At 63.2% G+C, this 22,041-nt stretch carries 19 protein-coding genes; 9 read left to right on the top strand and 10 right to left on the bottom strand.

All coding sequences use genetic code 11. From position 1 onward, the window contains the following. Positions 1–99: 99 nt before the first annotated feature. The gene (locus VFF99_RS19470) at positions 100–702 is read right to left on the bottom strand and encodes a hypothetical protein (RefSeq protein WP_325020584.1); all 603 of its coding nucleotides are present in this window, start codon (positions 700–702) and stop codon (positions 100–102) included. A gap of 178 nt (positions 703–880) precedes the next feature. Continuing rightward, positions 881–1,798: an endonuclease gene (locus tag VFF99_RS19465; protein ID WP_325020583.1), complete on the bottom strand. Its 918-nt coding sequence runs from the start codon at positions 1,796–1,798 to the stop codon at positions 881–883. A 145-nt stretch (positions 1,799–1,943) separates the two neighbouring features. Here VFF99_RS19465 and imuA point away from each other — a divergent pair, with 145 nt between their 5' ends. From imuA to VFF99_RS19450, 3 genes are all read left to right on the top strand, one after another. Continuing rightward, positions 1,944–2,678 carry a translesion DNA synthesis-associated protein ImuA gene (imuA, locus tag VFF99_RS19460; protein ID WP_325020582.1) on the top strand — a complete coding sequence of 245 codons (735 nt, stop codon included), beginning with the start codon at positions 1,944–1,946 and terminating at the stop codon, positions 2,676–2,678. Next, entirely contained in the window at positions 2,611–4,077 is a 1,467-nt protein-coding gene (locus tag VFF99_RS19455) for a DNA polymerase Y family protein (RefSeq protein WP_325020581.1), read from the top strand. The genes imuA and VFF99_RS19455 overlap by 68 nt, the downstream gene beginning before the upstream one ends. Before the next feature lie 232 nt (positions 4,078–4,309). Continuing rightward, a complete protein-coding gene (locus VFF99_RS19450) occupies positions 4,310–7,405 on the top strand; it encodes a bifunctional diguanylate cyclase/phosphodiesterase (RefSeq protein WP_325020580.1) in 3,096 nt (1,031 codons plus the stop codon). A gap of 62 nt (positions 7,406–7,467) precedes the next feature. Here VFF99_RS19450 and VFF99_RS19445 read toward each other — a convergent pair whose 3' ends face one another. Both VFF99_RS19445 and VFF99_RS19440 read right to left on the bottom strand, forming a co-directional pair. Next, a complete protein-coding gene (locus VFF99_RS19445; RefSeq protein WP_325020579.1) occupies positions 7,468–7,935 on the bottom strand; it encodes a universal stress protein in 468 nt (155 codons plus the stop codon). An 85-nt stretch (positions 7,936–8,020) separates the two neighbouring features. Beyond that, entirely contained in the window at positions 8,021–8,314 is a 294-nt protein-coding gene (locus VFF99_RS19440) for a hypothetical protein (RefSeq protein WP_325020578.1), read from the bottom strand. A 126-nt stretch (positions 8,315–8,440) separates the two neighbouring features. On the opposite strand from VFF99_RS19440, the gene VFF99_RS19435 reads away from it, so the two are divergent. The 3 genes from VFF99_RS19435 to VFF99_RS19425 all read left to right on the top strand — a co-directional run bounded on the left by VFF99_RS19435 (position 8,441) and on the right by VFF99_RS19425 (position 11,662). After that, positions 8,441–8,752, top strand: a complete 312-nt coding sequence (locus tag VFF99_RS19435) for a hypothetical protein (RefSeq protein ID WP_325020577.1) — start codon at positions 8,441–8,443, stop codon at positions 8,750–8,752. A 233-nt stretch (positions 8,753–8,985) separates the two neighbouring features. Then, positions 8,986–10,719 carry a YbaL family putative K(+) efflux transporter gene (gene ybaL / locus VFF99_RS19430; RefSeq protein ID WP_325020576.1) on the top strand — a complete coding sequence of 578 codons (1,734 nt, stop codon included), beginning with the start codon at positions 8,986–8,988 and terminating at the stop codon, positions 10,717–10,719. A 52-nt stretch (positions 10,720–10,771) separates the two neighbouring features. After that, positions 10,772–11,662: a universal stress protein gene (locus tag VFF99_RS19425; RefSeq protein ID WP_325020575.1), complete on the top strand. Its 891-nt coding sequence runs from the start codon at positions 10,772–10,774 to the stop codon at positions 11,660–11,662. Positions 11,663–11,664: 2 nt separating this feature from the next. Here the strand turns inward: VFF99_RS19425 and VFF99_RS19420 are convergent, their stop codons facing one another. Then, on the bottom strand, positions 11,665–12,288 hold the full coding sequence (locus tag VFF99_RS19420; RefSeq protein WP_325020574.1) for a glutathione S-transferase: 624 nt from the start codon (positions 12,286–12,288) through the stop codon (positions 11,665–11,667). Beyond that, positions 12,285–13,928, bottom strand: a complete 1,644-nt coding sequence (locus VFF99_RS19415; protein WP_325020573.1) for a SulP family inorganic anion transporter — start codon at positions 13,926–13,928, stop codon at positions 12,285–12,287. Before VFF99_RS19415 ends, VFF99_RS19420 begins: the two co-directional genes overlap by 4 nt. A 353-nt stretch (positions 13,929–14,281) precedes the next feature. Here VFF99_RS19415 and VFF99_RS19410 point away from each other — a divergent pair, with 353 nt between their 5' ends. Continuing rightward, on the top strand, positions 14,282–15,346 hold the full coding sequence (locus VFF99_RS19410) for a DUF4214 domain-containing protein (RefSeq protein WP_325020572.1): 1,065 nt from the start codon (positions 14,282–14,284) through the stop codon (positions 15,344–15,346). Between the two features lie 6 nt (positions 15,347–15,352). On the opposite strand, the gene VFF99_RS19405 is transcribed toward VFF99_RS19410, so the two are convergent. Continuing rightward, positions 15,353–16,516, bottom strand: coding sequence for a helix-turn-helix transcriptional regulator (locus VFF99_RS19405; RefSeq protein ID WP_325020571.1), 1,164 nt, complete (start codon positions 16,514–16,516; stop codon positions 15,353–15,355). Between the two features lie 222 nt (positions 16,517–16,738). Between VFF99_RS19405 and VFF99_RS19400 the strand changes: the two genes are divergently transcribed. Continuing rightward, positions 16,739–17,617, top strand: coding sequence for an alpha/beta fold hydrolase (locus VFF99_RS19400; RefSeq protein WP_325020570.1), 879 nt, complete (start codon positions 16,739–16,741; stop codon positions 17,615–17,617). A gap of 59 nt (positions 17,618–17,676) precedes the next feature. Continuing rightward, entirely contained in the window at positions 17,677–17,898 is a 222-nt protein-coding gene (locus VFF99_RS19395; protein ID WP_325020569.1) for a hypothetical protein, read from the top strand. 196 nt (positions 17,899–18,094) lie between these two features. Here VFF99_RS19395 and VFF99_RS19390 read toward each other — a convergent pair whose 3' ends face one another. From VFF99_RS19390 to VFF99_RS19380, 3 genes are all read right to left on the bottom strand, one after another. Further along, on the bottom strand, positions 18,095–19,114 hold the full coding sequence (locus VFF99_RS19390; protein WP_325020568.1) for a cytochrome d ubiquinol oxidase subunit II: 1,020 nt from the start codon (positions 19,112–19,114) through the stop codon (positions 18,095–18,097). A 10-nt stretch (positions 19,115–19,124) separates the two neighbouring features. Further along, positions 19,125–20,477, bottom strand: a complete 1,353-nt coding sequence (locus VFF99_RS19385; RefSeq protein ID WP_325020567.1) for a cytochrome ubiquinol oxidase subunit I — start codon at positions 20,475–20,477, stop codon at positions 19,125–19,127. 260 nt (positions 20,478–20,737) lie between these two features. After that, positions 20,738–21,952 (bottom strand): polysaccharide pyruvyl transferase family protein, encoded by a 1,215-nt coding sequence (locus tag VFF99_RS19380; RefSeq protein WP_325020566.1) that lies wholly within the window; start codon positions 21,950–21,952, stop codon positions 20,738–20,740. Positions 21,953–22,041 lie beyond the last annotated feature (89 nt).

Here is a 22,041-nt window from a genome sequence, read left to right as displayed (position 1 = left end):
CAAACCTGAATCAGGCACTTAACACCCGTTGGTTTCTCCAATTAGCCGAGAACGCAACATTGGAGCCTGTTCAACCATGCATGGAAGCGGGTTCTACAACTATATTTTCTTGAGAGGAACCGATATGAAATACTCAGTATTGCTCGCGGCGCTTGTCGCCACACTGACATTGGGCGCATGCAACAAGGATTCGGGCAGTGCTGGCGCTGGAGCCGGCGGCTCGAGCGCAGGATCGGCTGGCGGAACGTCCAGCGGCACGGCGGGAACCACCGGCTCGACCGGCGGCACCGGCTCGACCGGCGGCTCGACAGCTGGATCGACGGGCAGCACGACTGGCAGTACGACGGACAGCACCGGCGGCGCTAGCTCGTCATCGAGCGCAGGTGGCGCAGGCGGTGCAGGCGGCACCACCGGATCGACCGGCGCCACGGGCGGCACGCCGTCGGGTAGCGCAAGCGGCGCCACCAGCGGCACGGATCCCAGCGCGGGCAGCAGCTCGGCCGGCGGCACAGGCGGTTCGACCAGCGGCGCGACAAGCAGCACACCCAGCTCGGGCACCGGCGGTTCCAGCGGCGGTTCCAGCAGCACGCCGAGCGGTACCGGCGGCTCCAGCGGCGGTTCCAGCAGCAGCACGCCGAGCGGCACGGGCGGTTCCAGTGGTGGTTCCAGCGGTGGTTCCAGCGGCAGCACGAGTGGCAGCACCAGCGGCGGCTCGTCGGGCTCCTCCTCCAGCGGCTCCAGCGGCGACACCAGCAGCACGACGCCGGGCAGCAGCAGTAGCAGCACGACGACCCCGGGCTCGACCTCCAAGTAAGCACGGCTCCAGTCAGGTAACGTGGTGTGGGCAGTACAACCGGCGCTTGCCGGTTGTACTGCTTTTTTATGCGCGCCCCGGTTTCCGTCCGCGCAGCGTCGCCGGCTCCAGCGGTTCGATATGCAACTCCCCGCGCATCATCGGCCGGACCAGGATCTTGTAGGTATCAACATCGAATGTCCGGCGTGCCGGTTGCCTGACCGGCGCCGCGCCTTTCACATGGTCGACCGATCCGAGGTAGAACCAGCGGTCGATCACATGCGTCTGCCGCCAGCCGTCGCACTCTTCCACGATGCCCATCGGACCGGCATAGGGCCAGACAACGATGCGCATTTCCTCCAGCGCCGCGCGCAGCCTGAGGTAGTGATCTTCGATCGGCTCCTCGCCGATGCAGGCGCCCAGGCAGCGCGCGATCTGCCGGGCGAAACAGGCGCGCCCGCGCACCGCACTCTCCAGTCCGCACATGGCGGGACACAACCGCTCGCTCTCCACGATCATGCGCAGCCGCTCCAGGGCCGCCTTGCGCGTGGCGAACAGGCCATACAGGTCGGCCGTGACGGCGAAGTCGTGGTCGCGCGCGTAGACGATCTCGGGCATCGCATTCACATCCGGCGCCAGGCGCAGCGTGCACATCTCGCGCGTGCGGCGCAACTTCTTGTTGTGCAGCGGCTGCATTTCCTTGATCAGGCGCGACTCCAGCAGCAAGGCGCCGATCTCGCCGGCGGTGCGCCGGAACTCCACATGCCGGCTGGCCTGCAGCATGCGCGCCTCTTCCGGGGTGCGCAGGTGCGAGAGCACCCGGGCTCGGATGTTGACGCTCTTGCCGATGTACAGCGGGCGCTCCTGCTCGTCGCGGAAGATGTAGATGCCGGGCTTCGGCGGCAAGGCGTCGAGGCTGCCGCGGTCGATATGGTCCGGGTAGGTAAAGCGGTCGGCCGGGTCGGGTTTGACGAGGAGGCCAACGGAGGTGATGCGGGATTGCATGAAAGGCAAAAAAGCGTGTGGGCAATATAAAACCGGATTAATCACATAACCAATTTGACTAATCGGCATCCGGATTCTACTGTATATTCATACAGTAAATTTTGAAAAGCAATTCCTTGCCAGAAAGAAGAATTAAGAGGTCCGGATGTCCGCTTTAGTTTCCTCCCTGCCGAACACGGTCTGGCGCGCCGACCAGATGGGCTCCTACCAGGCGGCCGTCACGCCCACCGGCCATCCCGCGCTCGACCGCGAACTGCCCAACGGCGGCTGGCCAAGCGCGGCCCTGGTCGAATTGCTGTTGCAGCAAGCCGGGATCGGCGAAATGCGCCTGTTGCGTCCCGCGCTCGAAGCGGCCTCCCGCCAGCGCCGCATCGCCCTGCTCCAGCCGCCGCATCTCCCGCAGATCGCCGCCTGGACGGCGTGGGGGCTGCCTGCCGACCGCCTCCTGTGGATCAAGACCGCGCGCAGCGCCGATGCCCTGTGGAGCGCGGAGCAGATCCTGCGCAACGGCAGCTGCGGCGCCCTGGTGTTCTGGCAGCAGCAAGTGCGCGCCGAATCGCTGCGCCGCCTGCACCTTGCCGCACAAGGTACCGAGATCCTGTTCTGGATGATGCGTCCCCTGGCCTGCGCGCAGGACGCTTCGCCCTCGCCCCTGCGCCTGGCATTGCGCCCCGCCATGGGCGGCATCGATATCGACATCGTCAAGCGGCGCGGTCCGCAGCGCGACGAAACGCTTTTCCTGCGGCTTGACGGCATGCCCGCCGCGCCGGCCCTTGCCACCACCCCCACCACCTCCACCATCGACCCCGACCATGCGCACATGGATAAGCGTGCACCTGCCGCACCTGCCGCTCGAAACATTCCGGCCGCGCTGGTCTGAACCGGGCCTGCATGTCGTCGTCGACCGCGAACGCGTGCTGACCATGAGCATGGAGGCCGCCGCCGCCGGCGTGCGCAGGGACATGCGCCGCGCCGGCGTGCTGACGCTCTGCCCCGATGCGGTACTGCACGAGCACGACCCGCTGCGGCAACAGCAAGCGCTGGATGACATTGCGCTGACGCTGTTGCAGTACACACCGGAAGTGGCGCTGGCCGAGGAAGCCAGCCTGCTGCTCGACGTCACTGCCAGCCTGCGCGCCTTCGGCGGACGGCGCGCGCTCTGCCGCCTGGTGCGCGGCAGTATCGATGCGCTCGGATTCACGCCCCAGCTCGGCATGGCGCCCACCGCACAGGGCGCCTGGCTGCTCGCGCGCTACCGCAGCGTGCGCGGCAATGCCCGGCGCCGCGCCGCCGGCATGGAAACCATGGCACGCCGCCTCGATGCCCTGCGCTGCACGCTGCTGCCCGCGCTGCGCCCCTGGCAGGAATGGCTGGAAGGCATCGGCTGCCGCACCTTCGCCGACCTGCGCCGGCTGCCGCGCGCCGGCCTGCAGCGCCGCTGCGGCAAGGACGTGCTCGACAGCCTCGACCGCGCCTACGGACAGGCGCCGGAGTTGTACGACTGGGTACAGGCGCCGAAGACCTTCGCCGCGCAGCTGGAACTGCCCGACCGCATCGAGCACGCGGAAGCCGTGCTGTTCGCCGCGCGCCGCCTGCTGCTGCAGATGACCGGCTGGCTGGTCGCGCAGCAGCTTGCGGTCTCGCGCTTCATCCTGCTGCTGCAGCACGAGCGCGGCCGCACCGCGATTCCGCCCACGCCAATCGAGATCGCGCTGGCCGATCCGGTGTGGCACGAAGAACACCTCACCCGCCTGCTCAAGGAAAGGCTGGGCCGCATCGAACTCGCCGCCCCCGTGATCGGCCTGCGCCTGGAGGCCGGACAGGTCAGCCCGATGCAGCCGCCCACCGAGTCGCTGTTCCCCGATCCCGGCGGCACTCCCGCCGACTACCACCGCCTGCTGGAACTGCTGACCGCGCGCCTGGGCGACCGCAGCGTGCTCGCCCCCGCGCCCCGCGCCGACCACCGTCCCGAAGTGTGCAATGCCTGGGCCCCGGCCGCGACCGTCACCCGCCCTGCCCACCCGCCGCCGCCTGTCGAGCGGCCCTTCTGGATACTGGAAACGCCGCTCGCCCTGATCATGCGCGACGACCGGCCGTTCTACGGCTCGCCGCTGCGCCTGATCCAGGGACCGGAACGGATCGAATGCGGCTGGTGGGACGGCGGCCTGGTGGTGCGGGATTACTTCATTGCGCAGGGGACGGCATCGACCTGCTACTGGGTGTACCGGGAGCGGATGGGTGAAGAGGTGTGCTGGTATCTGCAGGGGTTGTTTGCCTGAAGTTGTTGCGCGGTGATGCGCGGCCTGAAGATTCCGCGTTGGCAAAAGCTGATCAGGAACGCCGCGAGAAGAAGTCTGATAACCGATGAATTATCCGGGCACTTGCCATGCACCGCACCCCTCTTAGCGAAGATCAATCACCGAGGCACTAGCGCAGCCTCGATCTGTCCTGCTGCGCTTACCATGCACAGGCGGCGTATTTCACTCGTCTGTATCCCGAGGGTTCCATCCAATGGATAGCGGCAATCCTTCCGTGCTGAAGCTCTTGTCATCCCTGTTCCGCGACAAGCGAAACGGAGGGCGCCGCGTTCACACCCTGCTTGTTGCGTTTCTTACGGTCCTGTTCATTGCAATTTGCGCCAATCTCGTCTTTACCCTCTATCAAGCCCGGGAAAGCTTGCTCGAGGGCCAGTCCATCGCTTCCGAAAGGCTTGCACGCGTCCTTGAGCAACAGACCGCGGACAGCCTCAATGCGGTGGAACTCGCGCTGCACGGCGCTTCCCGGGCGATACAACTCCTCCCCGAAAATGCAAGCGGACGTGACGACGCCGTCCAGGAGATCCTCACCAGCAGCATCCGCAATCTGCCCTTCGTACGCGCGATCTGGGTCCTGAATTCCAGCGGCGACATGATCCATGACAGCGAACGCCTCCCCGGAAAATACAATCTTTCGGATCGCGATTACTTCAAGGCCCACCGGGACAACCCCGCACACGGTCTCTACATCGACCGCCCCCTTCTCAGCAAACACGGGGTCTGGTTCATCGGCGTCAGCCTGCGGCTGGCGAAACCGGACGGCAGCTTTGGCGGCGTGATCGCCGCTGCGTTCGAGCCCAAGCACTTGCGCAGGTTTTACGAGGCGATCAAGATCGGAAACCAGGGCATCGTTTCCCTGTCCATTACCGATGGCACATTGATGCTGCGAGTTCCCGAATCACCCGGGGCCGAGGGAAGAAAACTGGATCCTCTCCCGAAATTCATCGCGGCACTGCCCCAATCCAGCGTCGGCAGTTACCGCACGTTCAGCAGTGTCGACGGCATCGAACGCATCTATTTCTACCGGCAGGTACAAAAGCGTCCGCTCGTGGTGCTGGTTGGCATCGGCGTCCAGGAAGCGATGGCGCCATGGCGAAGTGCGGCGCAAGCTTATATCGCGGTTTCGGCCGTGTTTCTGCTTGCCGTCTTCTGGCTGGGCAGCGCCGGATTGCGCGAACTGCGCCGCCGCATGTTGCTTCACGATGCGCTGGCGACAAGCGAGGCCGCATTGGCCGGCGCGCAACGCCTCGCGCACCTCGGAAGCTGGGACCTCGACCTCGGCAGCAATACGGGAAAATGGTCCGATGAAATGTTCGTGCTCCTGGGGATGGACAAGGCGAACGGCGCCCCTTCAGTGACTGAATTCCTCGCCGCCCTTCACCCCGACGACCGCGAGACGATCAAGCATGCCCTGAGCCAGAGATCGGCATGGTCCGGAGAGCTGCGCACCAATCCGGAAAGAGGACCGGTGCGCTATCTGCAGTCGAGCGTCGAAAGGCGCCTGGATGGGAGCGGCGATGTCATCGGCCTCACCGGCACTCTGCAAGACATTACCGAACGGCGTCTGGCGGAAGAAAAACTGCGCCTGGCGGCGCGCGTGTTCGATCATATGCAGGACGGCATCGTCGTGGTGGATACGGAAGGGAAGATTGTCGCCGTCAATGCCGCGTTCGAACGCATTACCGGCCATCAGGAATCGCAGGTACTCGGCCAGCATTCCCGCATGTTGAAATCCGACCAGCACGATGAGATGTTCTACCGGGCGGTCTGGCAGTCGGTCGAGGTAACGGGCGAATGGCGGGGAGAATTTTGGGGACGGCGCAGGAACGGCGCGACCTATCCGCAGTGGCTGACCATCAGTACGATGCGTGACGGCCAGGGGCATCGCACCGGTTACGTAGGGATCATGACGGATCTCAGCGGGATCAAGGAAGCCAATGCACAACTGACCTTTCTTGCAAACCATGATCCGCTCACGCGTTTGCCCAACCGCCGCTTGCTCAATGACCGCTTGCAGCATGCGATCGAGGCCGCGCGCGCGGAAGATCCCCGGCTTGCCGTCATGATCTTCAATCTTGACCGGCTTCAGCGCATCAACGACAGCCTGGGCCACGATGCCGGCGATACTGTACTGCGCGAATCCGCCGCGCGTCTTGCAAAACGGCTGCCCCATGCCGACACCCTCGCCCGCCCCGGAAGCGACGAGTTCGTCGTCGTGTACACGGAATTCGAGGATCAGAACGACGTCGTCAACTTCGCCTACCAGCTGCTGGAAGACCTCGCCACTCCCATCGAACTGCCGGACCGGAGGATCTCATTGACTGCCTGTGTCGGCATTGCCGTGTATCCGTACGACGGGAACAACGCGAGCGAATTGCTGATGAACGCTGACTCGGCACTCTCACACGCCAAGCAGCATGGGCCAGGTATCGTCAGATTCTTCAAGGCAGAGATGAATACCTTGGCGCTCCACTGGATGTCCATCGAGCACGCGCTGCGGGGTGCCTTGTCGCGCAATGAGCTGGTCCTTTATTACCAGCCGCAGGTGTGCCTGAGGGATGGAAGCCTTTGCGGTGTCGAAGCACTGCTGCGCTGGACGAGCTCCGAACTGGGGACGATCATGCCCAGCGAGTTCATCCCGGTGGCGGAGGACACGGGCCTGATTGCCCCGATCGGTGAATGGACTATCCACCAGGCGTGCCTCCAGGCCAAGGCGTGGCAGGATAGCGGCCTTGCGCCGCTATCTGTCGCCGTCAACGTCTCGGCTCACCAGCTTGCCACAGGAACCCTCCTCGAAACGGTTGAAGCAGCGCTTCGCAAGACCGGCTTGAGCCCGCACTGCCTTGAGATCGAGCTGACGGAGAGCGTCCTCATGCGCGACACGGAATCGGCCATCCGCCAGGTCGCCGCCCTGAGAAAGCTCGGCGTTCGCGTTTCGCTGGACGACTTCGGCACCGGTTACTCCTCGCTTGGCTACCTCAGCCGCTTCACCCTGGACAAGCTGAAGATCGACCAGTGCTTCGTGCGCAACATCACCTCCGATCCTCGCAGTGCCGCGATCGCCAGCGCAACGATCGCCCTGGCCCATGGCCTTGGCATTGCCGTCATCGCGGAGGGCGTGGAAACCGATGAACAGCTTGAGTATTTGCACGCTGCCGGATGCGTAAGGATACAGGGTTACATCGTCGGCAAACCCATGCCGGCGGAAGCGATGGCAGATCTCCAGTTAAACCAGCAGGAGTTGAAACAACTTCTTGCACGTTATGCTGTTGGCAATCGGGACAGCATGTAATGGCCTGCTACCGGCAGCCAATGCATTGATCCTGCCTATCGGAAATCGGCTGAAGCTATGCATCAACCGGGGTCAACGGCCCCCTCCCCCTGCGAGGGAAATACCAGCACGGGAACGGGCGACCTGCGGAGCACGTCCTGCGTTGTGCTCTCCTTGAACAGCGTGTCGACCACGCCCATCCTGCCCCGCGTCGCCATCACGATCAGGTCGCAGTTCGTTTTCTGAACGGTTTCCAGAATGGCATCGCCCGGGATGTGGGACATCGAGACGATGCTTTCACACTCGACCCCGGCACGCCGCCCGATCTCGCGCACCTTTTGCACGCTCTCCCGCGCCGCTTCAAGATGTTTCTCCTCCGCCGCCTTGCCATCTTGCAGCTGGCCAGGCTCGGTAGAGTAAAACAGGCGCGGCTGCGCGATCGAGAGCACGACGATTTTCCCCCCCGACAGTTTTGCCAGATCGATGACTTCCTGCAACGGTTTGAAAGACATGGCCGAACCGTCAACCGGCCACAAGATGCTGTGAAACATGGCATTTCTCCCACGGATATTTCATGCATGAGCAAGCCGTGGCGGTCGCGTCGCCGCCCGGCATGATCTGAAGCGGAACTTCTCTTCAGGTTCTTGGCGGCGGCTTTATCTTGGGGAGATCAGGGGAAAGCAGGTGCACCGGCAGGATCGACGGGACAACAAGCTCGTGACGGACGATGGGCGGCGGCAGGCCAAGGATCACGTAATCGGACAGCTCTTCGATAACGGGAAAAACCTCGGGGCTCTCGGAATCGATGCTGTTGCTCCCTGCCCATTGCAGGCATGAACAATCCTGCAAGAGAGCATCGTCGCCGACGGCGGCAATAGCGCCCTGGACAGAAAAGATTGCGAGCAGAAGTCCGATAAAGAAGCGTTTCATAAAAGTGCCTGCGTCCGTTTAGCCGCCGTTCGCACGCTGCAATAGCTAAGACTTGCGAAACGCCATTGCATTCCATCCGGCCTGAAAATTCGTCACGCCTTGAAACACATGTAAAATGGCGGCCTCATGAAGAAACTGCTCATCGTTTTTCTGCTCTTCATCTTTTCCGTGCAAGGGACCGTCGCCGCGGCAGGCGTCCACGTTGTCTCGTCCCTGCAAGGCCAGGAGGATGTCTGCGACATCGCTTCCTGCCTGGATAGCGATGATGCAGACGGTCAGCAGGTGTCATCCGACATCGAGGAACTGTCCGACTACGCGGTCTTTCATTTCCCGATCTCCAGGCCTCCGCACCTGGTCGCCCTGGCCACGTTTCCTGCGCTGATCCACCTCTCCCCTGTCCTTCCCCGAATAAAGCCGCCTCCACGGCTGCTCGCCTGATCTCGCGGTTCGGCGATTTTTCCCGTTTGCCACCCGGTGCAGGACGCTGATTTCCGTCCTGTTTCCTTGCGCGTCCGCTCGTGTGCTTCGCTCCGGCGAGGTTTTTTCGTGCATGGCCGGCGTATCCGGAAGAAGTCGCAAGATCGACCGTCCCCGCGCCCCCGTCGGGCGCAGCCCCATGACTTGCCGCTTAAGCTCCGCAGCTCTGGCAAATACTGAAGGACACGAAGTTCATGCACCACAATGTTAGTTTGATTGCAACACTCGCCGCCGCATTCGGGCTTGCGCTTGTATTCGGTTTCCTTGCGGCCCGCGTCAAGCTGCCGGCGCTCGTCGGCTACCTGCTTGCCGGTATCGTGCTCGGCCCGTTCACTCCCGGGTTTATTGCCGACGCCGACCTTGCCGCGCAATTGGCGGAGATCGGCGTCATGCTCCTGATGTTCGGAGTCGGCCTGCACTTTTCGCTCGATGACCTGATGGAAGTGAGGAAGATCGCCCTGCCCGGCGCGGTCCTGCAGATCGGCGTGGCAACCCTCCTCGGACTCGGTATCGCGTTGTGGCTGGGATGGAGCTTCGGCGCCGGGCTGGTATTCGGATTGTGTCTCTCCGTCGCCAGTACCGTCGTGCTGTTGCGCGCACTGGAGGAGCGCGGCGCGCTTGAATCGATGAACGGGCGCATCGCGGTAGGCTGGCTGGTCGTGGAAGACCTTGCCATGGTGCTGGTACTGGTGCTGTTGCCGGCGCTGTCGGGATGGCTGGGCGGCGAGACGCCGGACGGCGGAGGTTCGCTGTGGAACGCGCTGCTGGTCACGTTGGGACAGGTCACCATCTTCATCAGCCTGATGCTCGTCGTGGGAAGGAAAGTCTTTCCCTGGTTGCTTTGGCAAGTGGCGAAGACCAACTCGCGGGAATTGTTCACGCTATGCGTGATCGCCGCCGCCATCGGCATCGCCTACGGATCGGCCAAGTTGTTCGGCGTTTCCTTCGCCCTGGGCGCCTTCTTCGCCGGCATGGTGCTGCGCGAATCCGAACTGAGCCACCGCGCCGCGACGGAGTCGCTGCCGCTCCAGGACGCGTTCTCCGTCCTGTTCTTCGTCTCCGTCGGCATGCTGTTCAATCCCGCCGTGCTGGTCGAACAGCCGCTCGAGGTGCTGGCCGTCGTGTTCATCATCATCTTCGGCAAGTCCGTTGCCGCCTTCCTGCTGGTGCTACTGCTGCGCTATCCCCTGAACACGGCGCTGACGGTATCGGCAAGCCTGGCCCAGATCGGGGAATTTTCCTTCATCCTGGTGGCGCTCGGCGTGTCACTCGGATTGCTGCCCCCCGAGGCGCAGAGCCTGGTGCTGGCCGGCGCGATCCTGTCGATCGCACTCAATCCATTCATGTTCAAGGCGATCGGGCCCGTGCAACGCTGGTTGCAGGCGCATTCGGGCCTGGCGAGGCGCCTTGACAGGCGCGCCGATCCCCTGGCCGAGCTGCCCATGGCAGTGCCGCAGGAAAGACTGAGCGGACAAGTCGTACTGGTGGGCTACGGCCGGGTCGGCCGCCGGATTGCGGCCGACCTGAAGGCGCACGGCATTCACTACGTCGTGGTCGAGGATAACCGCGAGATCGTCCAGCGCTTGCGGCAGGAAGGCATTCCGGCGGTGGCGGGAAACGCAGCAGAGCCGGAGGTGCTGATCCAGGCGCATGTTGCACGCGCGGCGGCCCTCGTCATCGCCACCCCCGACACATTCCATGTGCGTGCCATGATCGAGATTGCGCGCACGCTCAATCCCCGGATCGAGACCATCGTGCGTATCCATAGTGACGAAGAGGCGGAACTGCTGCGGAAAGAACATGCGGGACAGGTGTTCATGGGCGAACATGAACTCGCCAAAGGCATGTCCCGTTATGTGCTCCAGAAGTTGAAAGGAGAAGGACAGACATCGCGCGAAGCAAACCATGCCAATGCTGCCAGCCAGTGACGGAGGACCAGGCATGACGCGATACGATTCCCCTCGGCGTGGCGAAAAATCCATGCACGTCTTCAACCGCCTGCTGGTTGCGACCGACTGTTCCGACCGCGCCGAACGCGCGGAGGCGCGCGCGGCCTTGCTCATGCAGGAGCACAAATGCGATGATGCCGAGCTCTTGACAGTGAGGGAGCGCGGCGAGCCGGAAATCCTTGCCAGGATCATGAACAGCAGCATTGAGTCGGCAACAGCCCTGGCGACGGAGAACGCCGGCCAGGCGCTTGCGGCGCGTGCAGAGCTGCTCAGGGAGAGCTACGGCGTACAACTCAACTGCCAGGTGCGCTTCGGACGACCTGCTCCCGAGATCGTTGCACGGGCAGACGAGCTGCAGGCGGATCTTGTCGTCGTCGGTGCACACGGCGGCAACTTCTTTTCCGATGTCCTGCTCGGCAATACCGCCGACAAGCTGGCACACCTGTGCAAAGCACCTTTGCTCGTCGTGAAGAACGAACCGTCGCAGGCTTACCAGCGCATCCTGGTACCGGTCGACTTCTCCGATGATTCCCGCCGTGCGGCAGAAGCAGCGCTTGCGATTGCCCCGCAAGCGCAGATCACCTTCCTTCATGCATTGGAAGTCTTCTTCGAAGGAAAGATGCATTATGCGAACGTATCGCGCGACATCATCGACGAATACCAGATGAAGGCTTTTGAGGAAGCCTGGGAACAGCTCAACCGGTTCATCAGCGCGCTCGACCCGGGCGAGCGGCGCATGCAGCGGACAATTACCTTCGGTCTGCCCGGGCCTGTCGTGCGCGACCACGCGAAGGCAACCCGGCCTGACCTGATTGTGCTGGGAAAGCACGGCCGCTCACGCCTGGCGGACATGATCCTGGGCAGCGTCACGCGGGATGCGATCGACCAGACCGACAGTGACGTTCTGGTTATTCCCTCATAGAGTCAAGGAATGCCGTTGCGCCCGTATTCGCGATAGCCTGCGCGCCGGGAAAGCAAGTCGTAGTAAGCGGATACCGCGGGCAGGTGCGGATGTGCCAGCGGCGTGGAAAACCAGCGGTGGACGGACAGCCCGACCGGAATATCCGCCAGCGTGAATGCGTCGCCGGCGACATGGCCGCCGGTCTTCTCCAGCTGCTTGTCGAGTATGGTCATGTACCCCGACCATGCGGCGGCGGACGCCGCAATCTGCCCGGGATCCCGATGCGCGCTGGAATTCCTCACCAGTGCCATGAAAGCGTAGCTCCACGACCGGTTCAGGTCGCTGGCCTGCCAGTCGATCCACTGGTCGACGCGGGCGCGTTCGCGCGGCTGTGCCGGGTATAGCCAGGCCCCGCCGTATGCCGAAGCGAGATAGCGGATGATCGTGTTGGATTCCCACAGGACAAAATCGCCGTCGCGGATGACCGGCACGAGCGCGTTCGGATTCATCGCGAGAAATTCCGGCGCGTCGGTCGGCCGGAAGCCGCTGCCCCAGTCTTCGCGCTCGAATGAAAGCTCGAGCTCGGCGCACGCCCACAGCACCTTGCGCACATTGATCGAAGTGGCCCTGCCGAAGATGGTAATCATTCCTGAAGGTTCTCCATGGCGTGCATCGCTTCGGCGTCGGTGCCGAATATACGGGACGTCCCCAACCTGGTGACAAGCCCGGCCCGCTCGAGCACATCCCAGACCTGCTTCTTCACGTTCGTCAGATAGACCGTGATGCCCTTCTCGCGCAGCGATTGGTAGATGGTTTCCAGCGTTTCCACCCCGGTGGCGTCGATGTCATTGATGCCCGACGCGGAGATCAGGACGTGCCGCACCTCCGGGGAGGCTTCGATCCGTTCGGTGATGAACCGGTCCAGATTCACGCCGGTAAGGAAGTTGAGCGCAGAATCCATGCGCACGGCGAGCACCCGGGGACTCAGCGGCGGCAGGCTGAAGCGCTGGCGGTCGCGCAGCGTGCCGTCGGGGTGGCGGCTGACCTCGATGATGCGCGGATGCGCCCGGCGGTACAGGAAGGTCACCATGGTCAGGCCGAGCCCGGCGAACACGCCGTAATGCAGTTTGGGCGTGAAGATGATGGTCACGATGAAGGTGACCGTAGCGACAACGGCGTCGTCGCGCGAGATCCGGTACAGGTGGAGGAAGCTCGACGGCGTCAGCAGGTTGAAGACCGGCACCATGATCATCGCGGCCAGCACCGAATAAGGCAGGGGCGAGATGTACGGCGTCAAGAACAGCAGGCTCACCAGGACGCATGCCGTCGCGATGAGCGAGGCCCACGGGCTGGTGGCGCCGGCATAGAGGTTCAAGGCCGAGCGCGAAAACGATCCGCTGACCGGGAAAGCGCTGGAAACCGATGCCGCCATTTTCGCCAGGCCCTGGCCGATCAGTTCCTGGTTCTCATCCCACCTGGTCTTTGTCTTGCGCGCAAGGACGCGGCAGCTGGACATCGCCTCCGTGAAGCTGATGACTGCCAGGATCAGTGCAGCCGGCAATAGCTCGCGATGGCTGTCGAAAGGGATGGCCGGCGGAAGCGCAAGCGGAGGAAGTCCGTCCGGCAGCCGTCCGACCACCGCTCCACCAAGGTCCTCGTATCCGATCAAGTCGCTCAGCACAATGCCAAGGACGGTGACGATCAGTATGCCGGGGAGTGTCGGCGCAAGGCGTTTGAGCAACAGCAGCAGCACAAGCGCGGCACATCCGAAGGCGGCTGTCACCAGCATCTCCGTCGACGGCTGCAGGATCTGCTCCACGATTCCGTGCTCGCCGAGCCGCCACTCCAGCCCCAGCAATTGAGGCAGTTGGGAGACGATGATGATGACCGCGGCGGCATTGATGAAACCCGTCACGACCGGTTGCGAGACCAGGTATGCAAGCTTGCCGAGTTTGAGCGCACCGAGGGCGAACTGGAGGATGCCGCTGTACAGCGACAACCAGACCGCCATCGCAATCCATTCCGGGCTGCCGGGCCTTGCGATTGCCGACAGCGAGCCGAACACCAGGATGCTCGTCAACGCCACCGGCCCGACCGCCAGCAAAGGCGACGATCCCCACAGGATCCCGACCACCGCCGGAAGCAGCGCGGCGTACAAGCCGGTATATGGCGGCATTCCCGCCAGCGTCGCATAGGCGAGCGACTGGGGGACCAGGACAAGAGCGACGCTGATGCCCGCCCAGAGGTCAGCGCGAAACGCGGCGGAGGTCGGCCGTTGCCACTGCAAGAATGGAAATAGTCGCAATAGTTGAGTGAGCGCTGGCGGCACAGTCCTTCCTTGTCTGGCTTCGGTGGAGGGGATGACGGATTGTAATTGGCATTCGCCTGGTTGTATCGGCGCTCCCCGGCGAAAACCGCCATCGAGCGCCGTCGGGGCACCGGTGGGTTTCGCTGCGCTCTACCCACCCTACCGTCCTTTATAAAGAAGCGTAGGGTGGGTAGAGCCCAGCGAAACCCACCGAATCATCATGATTCCCCGTTTGAGGTATCGACAGCCCCCCGGATAACTGATTAGAATTTCTGGCCGGAAATGCAACATTCCGGTCGCGAATCGCCCCCCATCCAGAGAGACTATCAACCATGGCATCCCTACAAGACAAAAGCAGCCTTCTCAAAGTGTACCTGTCCGCCTTTCAGCGCGCCCCCGAACTCGAAGGCCTCAATTACTGGCTGAGGGAAGTGGACTTCAACGGGCTGGATGCCACGCTCAAGACCATTTTTTCGCTCCCGGTCGTTCAGCAGGTGTATGCGGCCTCCCAGAGCAACGCGGACTTCGTCACCGCGATCTACAACAACGTTTTCAACAAGTCCCCGGATACCGATGGCCTGAATTACTGGGTGGGCGAACTGTCGTCGCTGAACAATCGCGGCCTGCTGGTGCTCAATATGATCAACGCCGGCCTCTCGACTTCCGACGGCACGCCGGGCAAGGACGTGATCGTCAATCGCTTCACCCATGCCTCGCAGGCCGTGAGCGCGCAGGAAACCGCCGCTGTCTCCCTCGACCCCGCCTATCTCGCGGCCCAGTACCAGTCCATTACGGGGAACGCAAGCTCGGTCACCCAGGTGAGCGCGAGCATCGCGACCAAGATCCAGGAAACCCAGCAGACCGGCTACAACCCGGCGACCGACCCCAACAACGCGAAATTCCTCAACGACGGCGTGGTGGACCTGTTCACCAAGCAGCAGCTCGGCACGGACGGCGCGCTGACCACCGCCCAGCTTCAGTTCCTGTCCAACCTCTGGGTTGCGCGCGAGCTGACGCCGGCGAAGCTCCTCGATGGCCGCTCCTTCACGCCGGACAGCAAAGGCGGCCAGATCCTTGACGTCATCCTCAACGGCCAGGACATGGCGGATCTGCGGGTGCATATCGGCGACAAGCAGCTGGAGCAGATCGACACCTACACCGTGTTCAACCTGGATCCGATCGTTTATTCGATCGTCGAGAAGTACATTACCCCGGGCGACGCTCCCTACTTCGAAGCACTGTTCAGCGAAGACATCACGCTGGCGCAGCTGCCGCCCGCCCTGCAGCAGAACATTCTTGCCGCAGCAGCGGAAGCCCATCAGCACTTCAGCCAGGCCGCCCTGGTCGGTTACCAGCAGGCCATCGCAGGAACCCTGGACGGCTGGGTAATGCTGTAAGCACCGCTACGCCCAGGCGGCGTTCGCAGGCAGATGAAGCAGCAGCCGGACGAGTTCCGGCTGCCTGTTGGTCGCGGTCTTCTTGTAGACGGACTGCAGCTGCTTGCGCACGGTATCGTGCTGCACGCCCAGCGTCTCCGCGATCTGTTTCAGGCTCATGCCCTCGGCCAGCATCGCAGCGATGCGGCACTCCGCGTTGGTGAGCCCGAACGCCGCGGCAAGCAGGGTGACATCGATCGGCGGCGCAGAACCGGGATGGTAAAAGAACAGCATGACGAGCGGCCGCAGGCCGAACGTGCCCATCACCTGCTCCGGCACCAGCGTAGTGAAGAATCCGTACAGCACCTCGTCCGCACCCTCGGCATCATCTGCCACGATCTGCAGCGAAGTAAACGGCGCTGCCCCCTCCGTCACCACCGCTCCTGAACGCACCTGCCCCTCGATCAGCGCGCATTGCGCCAGAAGGCTCTGGCGGTATCGCTCCGGCATCTGCAATTGCCCGTCGCTGATCCGAATGAGGCGGGTCGTCTCCAGCAGACGGTTCGCTGCTTCGTTGGTCTGCACCACCTCGCCCGTGGTCGTCATGAGCACGACCGGTTGCCGCAGCTTGTTGACCAGCGCATGGCCGACCAGGGCTTGCGTCGAATAGATGAAATTCTTCACGCCCGCGCGGCAGGCCCGGGCCATGTGCGGCAACAGCCTGTCGAGGAAAGCGATTGCCTCGGGCGGGAACGGACTCTGGTCCGGCGCGCGCAGGCAGGCCAGGATCACCGTCGCCTCGCTGTCATCGAGCAGCTTGCAGGAGGACAGATAGCGTGCGCCGTGCGGCAGCAGGAACTCCTGGTAGAAGGGATCGTTCGCCACGTACACATCGTCGAAATGCTCGTGGCAATGCACCCATTCGCGCGGATGCTTTTCCAGGATGAGCTTGAGGCGCGGGTCAATGAACTGGTACTTCTGGATATATTCCAGGTCGATCTGCGGCGCCATTGCGGCACCGTCGCTATAGGACAGCGCGCCATGCCGCTTGTCGATGGCAAGCAGGTGGATGGCGCGCGCATCCGTCGCCTCCCGCAGCGTTTCGAAGACCCGCGGCCAGGCTTGCCTGTCCTCCAGCGTCTCGTAGACCAGATGAGTCAAGCTGTCGTAACGCTGATCCGATAAATCCACTGCCTCTCCCCTGCTGCCTCTTCTTTGCAGGAATGGTATCCGAAAGTTACATTCCGCGTTAAACCAAAGAAACATCCAATGCAAATGCGCCACAGGGACAATGCTTGACCCGGGAGTTCCAGCCTGCGGCTACGCTTAATATTTCTCAAACACCGGACGCCTGCCGAACATACAGTAAGATCGGCATTTTCCGCCTACTACAACAATCACTGGGGACAATCCATGCGCTTTTCCGAGGACAGGCTGGCCAGGCTCAAATGCAGCGACAAGGTCGAGCGGACCATTCACATCTGGGAACCGGCGCAGCCGCGCGCCGTCATCCTCGCTATCCACGGCGGCATGGCACATGCGGGCGACTACGTCACGCCGGCGCTTTGGTTCCGCGAACAGGGCATCGCCACCGTCAGCTATGACATGTGCGGGCACGACGGAAAGAAGCGCGTGGACATTCCCGGCTTCCACAGTTTCCTCGACGACGGCGAACTCTTCCTGCAGTGGGTCAAGCGCAACTATCCCGGGTTGCCGGTCTTCGTGATGGGGCATTCGATGGGCGCGCTCATCGCCACCCGCCTCGGTCTCGACCGCATTGCGCGCGATGCGTCCATCAAGGGATTCATTCTCTCGTCGCCGTACTACGTGAATGCGATCAAGGTACCGGCGGTGCTGATCAAGCTGTCGTCCGTGCTGGCAAGGCTTTTCCCCGCGGCGAAGGTGCCGCTCGAATCGCTGACCCATGTGCTCACGCACGACACTGTCATCACGAAGCGGCATTACGAGGACGAGAAGGACAACATCCGCGCGACCGAAGTGAGTTTCCGTTTTGCGAAAGCGTTGCAGTCGGCGCAGGAGGGGCTGGCGGAAAGGATGCCGGCCTGGCGCTATCCCACATTCGCGGTCGTGGCCGGTGACGATAAGCTGGCGGATGCGAGTGCGTCGGAAGCCATGCTCAAGAGCATCGACCCGTCGCTGCTCGAGTATCACTTCTACCCGGAAAATTACCACGAGAATTTCAACGAACTGAACCGCGGCAAGATTTTCGCGGACATCCTGCGGTGGATGGAGCAAGGGCTCGGCGCCATCGGCGAGGCTCGCCGGGCTTAAGGAAAACCAACGCAGGCTTTTGCGGTCAGAAGACATGTTGTCCTCACGCACAAGCACATATGCCCTGCCCCAACTGCCTCGCGCTCGGCGGCGCCAACGTCTCCGTCTCGCCGCATGCCGACCTGCTGCTGCACTCCGACGCCGGCATCAACTTCGGCGCGACGGCAAGCGGGCATGTGGAGTATTACGTCTGCAATGCCTGCGGAATGAAGTGGGAACGGATCCGCGCGAGAAGCGAGCCGGATGCGGAGTGGCGGCCTACGGATAAGCCGCTTGCGTGAGTTTTCTTCGCGTCTTTTAACGACGCTGGATCCCGGCCTTCGCCGGGATGACGGGGCAAGAGCAAGCGCGCGGCACTGCCGTTTCTACCCGCACGCGACCCGATGCATTTCGCATGCGGGCAACCAACACTGAGCATCCGCCCCCTCTCCCCGTCATCCCGGCGAAGGCCGGGATCCAGCGTCGTTCCCCCCCCAATCACTGATAACTCAACTCCCGCGCCTTCCCCCAGAACACCCGATACGAAAACACCGTATACCCCACGATCGTCGGCAGCACAACCGCCACGCCATACAGGATGATCTCCAGCGACTCCGGCGCGCTCGCCGCCTGCCAGATGGTGAGCTTGTCCACCACGAGATAGGGAAAGACGCTGTACGCCAGCCCGTTGAAGGCCAGCAGGAAGATGCCTACCGTCGCCGCGAACGGCAGCCAGCACAGGGGCTGGTTGTCCCCGGCGGATGCCTGCAGACGGCGCAGCACGTAATCGGCGAGGAAGAACAGCGCCGCCGTCATCAGCGGAATCGGCGCCAGCAACAGCAGGTTCGGGAAAGCGAACCATTTGTCGAAGATCTGCCGGCTTACCATGGGCGTGACGATGGACACGGCCGCCACTCCCAGCGCGCACAGCAAGAGACTGCCGCGCGCCCATGCGACCGCCTTGCGCTGCAGCCGTCCTTCCGTCTTCATGATCAGCCACGTGGCGCCGAGCAGCGCATAGCCTGCCAGCAAGGACAGGCCGGTGAACAGCGCGAACGCGATCTGCGGCGTACCGTGATTGAAGCCGACGATATACAGCCCGATCATCATGCCCTGCGCACCGGTGGCAAGGATGGAGCCCGCATAGAACGCCATGTTCCATGCATGCTTGTGCGCCGCCCTGGCCTTGACGCGGAAATCGAAGGCGACGCCGCGCAGGATCAGGCCGGCGAGCATGAGCGCGACCGGGAAATACAATTCGCCGAGGATGACGCCGTGCGCCATCGGAAACGCGACCAGCAGGATGCCCACGCCCAGCACCAGCCAGGTTTCGTTGGCGTCCCAGAACGGGCCGATGGAGGCGATCATGATGTCCTTTTCATGCTCCTCGGCGCGGCGCAGCAGGATGCCGACGCCGAGGTCGAAGCCGTCGAGGATCACATAGGCCATCATGGCAATGCCCATCAGGCCGAGGAAAACGAGCGGCAGCCAGCCGCCGGGTTGGGTCAGTTCGGTCATGTCGCTCTCCTCAGGCCTTGGCGAGTTGTGTGTGCATTGAAGGTGCAGGTGCCGGCTCATGCTTGCCGTAACCGGCCTTGCGCGCCAGGTAGAACAGCACAGTGATGTAGGCCAGCGTCAGCACGGCATACAGCGTGAGATACATGGCCAGCGTGGCGGCGATCATCGGCGCGGGCACGCTCGATGTGGCCTGTGCCGTGGTGAGCACGCCCTGCACGAGATAGGGCTGGCGGCCGATTTCGGTGACGTACCAGCCGGCGACGGTGGCCACCCAGCCGGAGAAGGTCATCGCCACCAGCGCCTTCGCCAGCCAGGGCGACGGGACGCTCTTTCGCTTCAGCTGCCACGCGCCGATCCAGGAGACGAGCAGCATCAGCACGCCGGTTCCCACCATCACGCGGAATCCGAAGAACAGCGGCGCCACCGGCGGATGCTTGTCGCCGAAGGCGTCCATGCCTTGCAGTTCGCCTTCGGCATCATGCTTGAGGATGACACTCGCCATGCGCGGAATGCCGATTTCAAAATGGTTCATGCGCTCCTTCGCGTCGGGCACCGCAAACAGCAGCAGCGGCGCGCCGCGTTCGGTTTCCCAGATGCCTTCCATTGCGGCGATCTTCGCCGGCTGGTGCTCCAGCGTATTCAGGCCATGCATGTCGCCGACGAAGATCTGCACCGGGATCAGCAAGGCGGCAATGGTGACGCCCGTCCTGAGCGCGGCCATGACGGAGGGCGCGCGGTCGCCGCGCAGCCAGCGATAGGCGGAGATGCCGGCAACGAGGAAGGCGACCGTCAGCCCCGACGCCAGCAGCATGTGCGTCAGGCGGTAAGGCATGGAGGGATTGAAGATGATCGCCATCCAGTCGAGCGCATGGGCCTTGCCGTCGATCATCGCGAAACCCGCCGGGGTATGCATCCACGAATTAAGCGCGATGATCCAGAACGCCGACAGCGTGGTGCCGGCGGCGACGAGGAAGGTGGCCAGCGTATGCACGCGGTTCGACACGCGCTGCGCGCCGAACAGCATGATGCCGAGGAAAGTCGCTTCGAGGAAGAATGCGGTCAACACCTCATACGCGAGCAGCGGGCCGGCGATGTTGCCGACGGTTTCCATGAAGCCCGGCCAGTTGGTGCCGAACTGGAAGCTCATGGTGATGCCGGAGACTACGCCGAGCGCGAAGGTCAGTGCGAAGATCTTCACCCAGAACTGGTAGGCCTGCGCCCATTTCGCGTCGCCCGTCCTGCCGTGCCGCAGCTTGAAGAACAGCAGCACCCAGCCCAGCGCGATGGAGATCGTCGGGAACAGGATGTGGAAGGTGATGTTGCTCGCGAACTGGATGCGCGCCAGCATGAGTGGGTCGGTCATAAGTGCTCACGTAGGATTGGAATTCTTGCGGGACAGGCGGAGCGCATGTGCGCATCGATACGCCGGTCATCCTCTTGTTCGGCGGCTTTGCCGCTCATGTTTCCGCATCGGCGCCTTGCGCGACACGGGTCTCCATACGCAACCACGGATGAATCGGCCATGACAGCGAAACTCCGTCTTCGCCGTCAGGCAGAAGCGAATATATAGGCAAAAAAACCAAAAGAAAAATTAATTTTTTTGGCCGATGGATAAGCTGATGCTTATGTATTTCCCAGGGAAAAACGGCCGCCGCAGAGAGCGCGGAATGCGTCGCGGTAGCAGCCCGCGAGTTGCCGCGCCTTCGTCTCAAGCACGCCTGGATCGACGCCCAGTGCCTGCAGCGCGGCCTGCGCGATGCTGTCTGCCTGCACGGCGGCCGGGACCTGCGCATCCTCCCATGTCGCGGCGAACGCTGCCTGCTTTCCGCGCTGCGCGTCGTGCACAAGATTCACGCGCGGCAGCGCGAACGCCATCGCCACGATCCTGCCGTGCAGGCTGCTGCCGGCATAGGCCCGGCTCGCCGCGATCAGCGCGCAGATGTCCCACAGGTCGAGCGACATGAACACCCGGGTCTGTGTCTGCATACGCGCGGCCGTGCGCGCGAAGCCGCCGAGCTCGTCATGCCAGGGCGCGGCGCCGGCGCGGAAGAAGACGATGCCAAACCCGGTGCTGTGCGCAAGCGTATCGAGCTGGGCGGCGATGACCGACGGTGTGGCATCGTCGTCGAATTCCACGCTGAACTGCACGGCGATATACCCCTGTGGGAAGGCTTGCCCTATCCGTGCGACTTCCCCCTCCCCGCTGCGCCGCCGGATAAGGTCGCCGAACAGTTCCGCCACCATCACGGCGGGGTCGGGCATCAGGAGGCTGTCTATGCCTGCCGCATTCAGGTGGGCCTGGGTGACGGTATCGCGCACGCCGACGGCATCGGCCGCACGCAGGTTCGCCAGTACCTCGTAGCGCAATTCCGGCTCGCTGCAATTGAGGTCCACGCCGCCGACGGCGTTATAGATGAGCGTGCGTGCATGCGGGAACAACGGGCGCTGCACGGTGTAGGGTGCCAGTGCGGACAGACGGAGCCTGTGCTGCGCCCATGCGAAGGCTTCGCGCGGCCGGGCATCGAAAAGCAGGACGGTATCCAGCACCTCTTCCGGCGGCAGGGACATTACCGCGGCCTGCCATGCATCGCAGGTCAGCAGTTCACCGCCGGCATGGATGATGTCGACCGGGCAATCGCTCCAGCGCCGGGTGAGATCGGCAAGTGCCTCTACCCGGTGCCCGCCGCAGGGACGCAGGTCGCGTTGGACAAGGCCGGCGAACACAGGATGCGCCGGCGCAAGCAGTGCGGCGGCGATATGGGGAAACAGCAGGTCGCCGAAGTTGTGGCGGTCGAAGGCGCCGAACAGGATGGTGGGGACGGGGATCACGTCTTGCATGATGAACCCGTCAGGTTCAGGAAAGCCGCCTCGGTCTCAGCAGCCGGCGCAAGAAGGACGGGAGAAAGGCGCGCAGGCGGCGTTGCCGG

Source organism: Noviherbaspirillum sp. (assembly GCF_035654295.1).
Taxonomy (GTDB): Bacteria; Pseudomonadota; Gammaproteobacteria; order Burkholderiales; family Burkholderiaceae_D; genus Noviherbaspirillum.
Note: the sequence above shows the minus strand (reverse complement) of the source record. Positions and strands in the feature narration are given on the sequence as shown.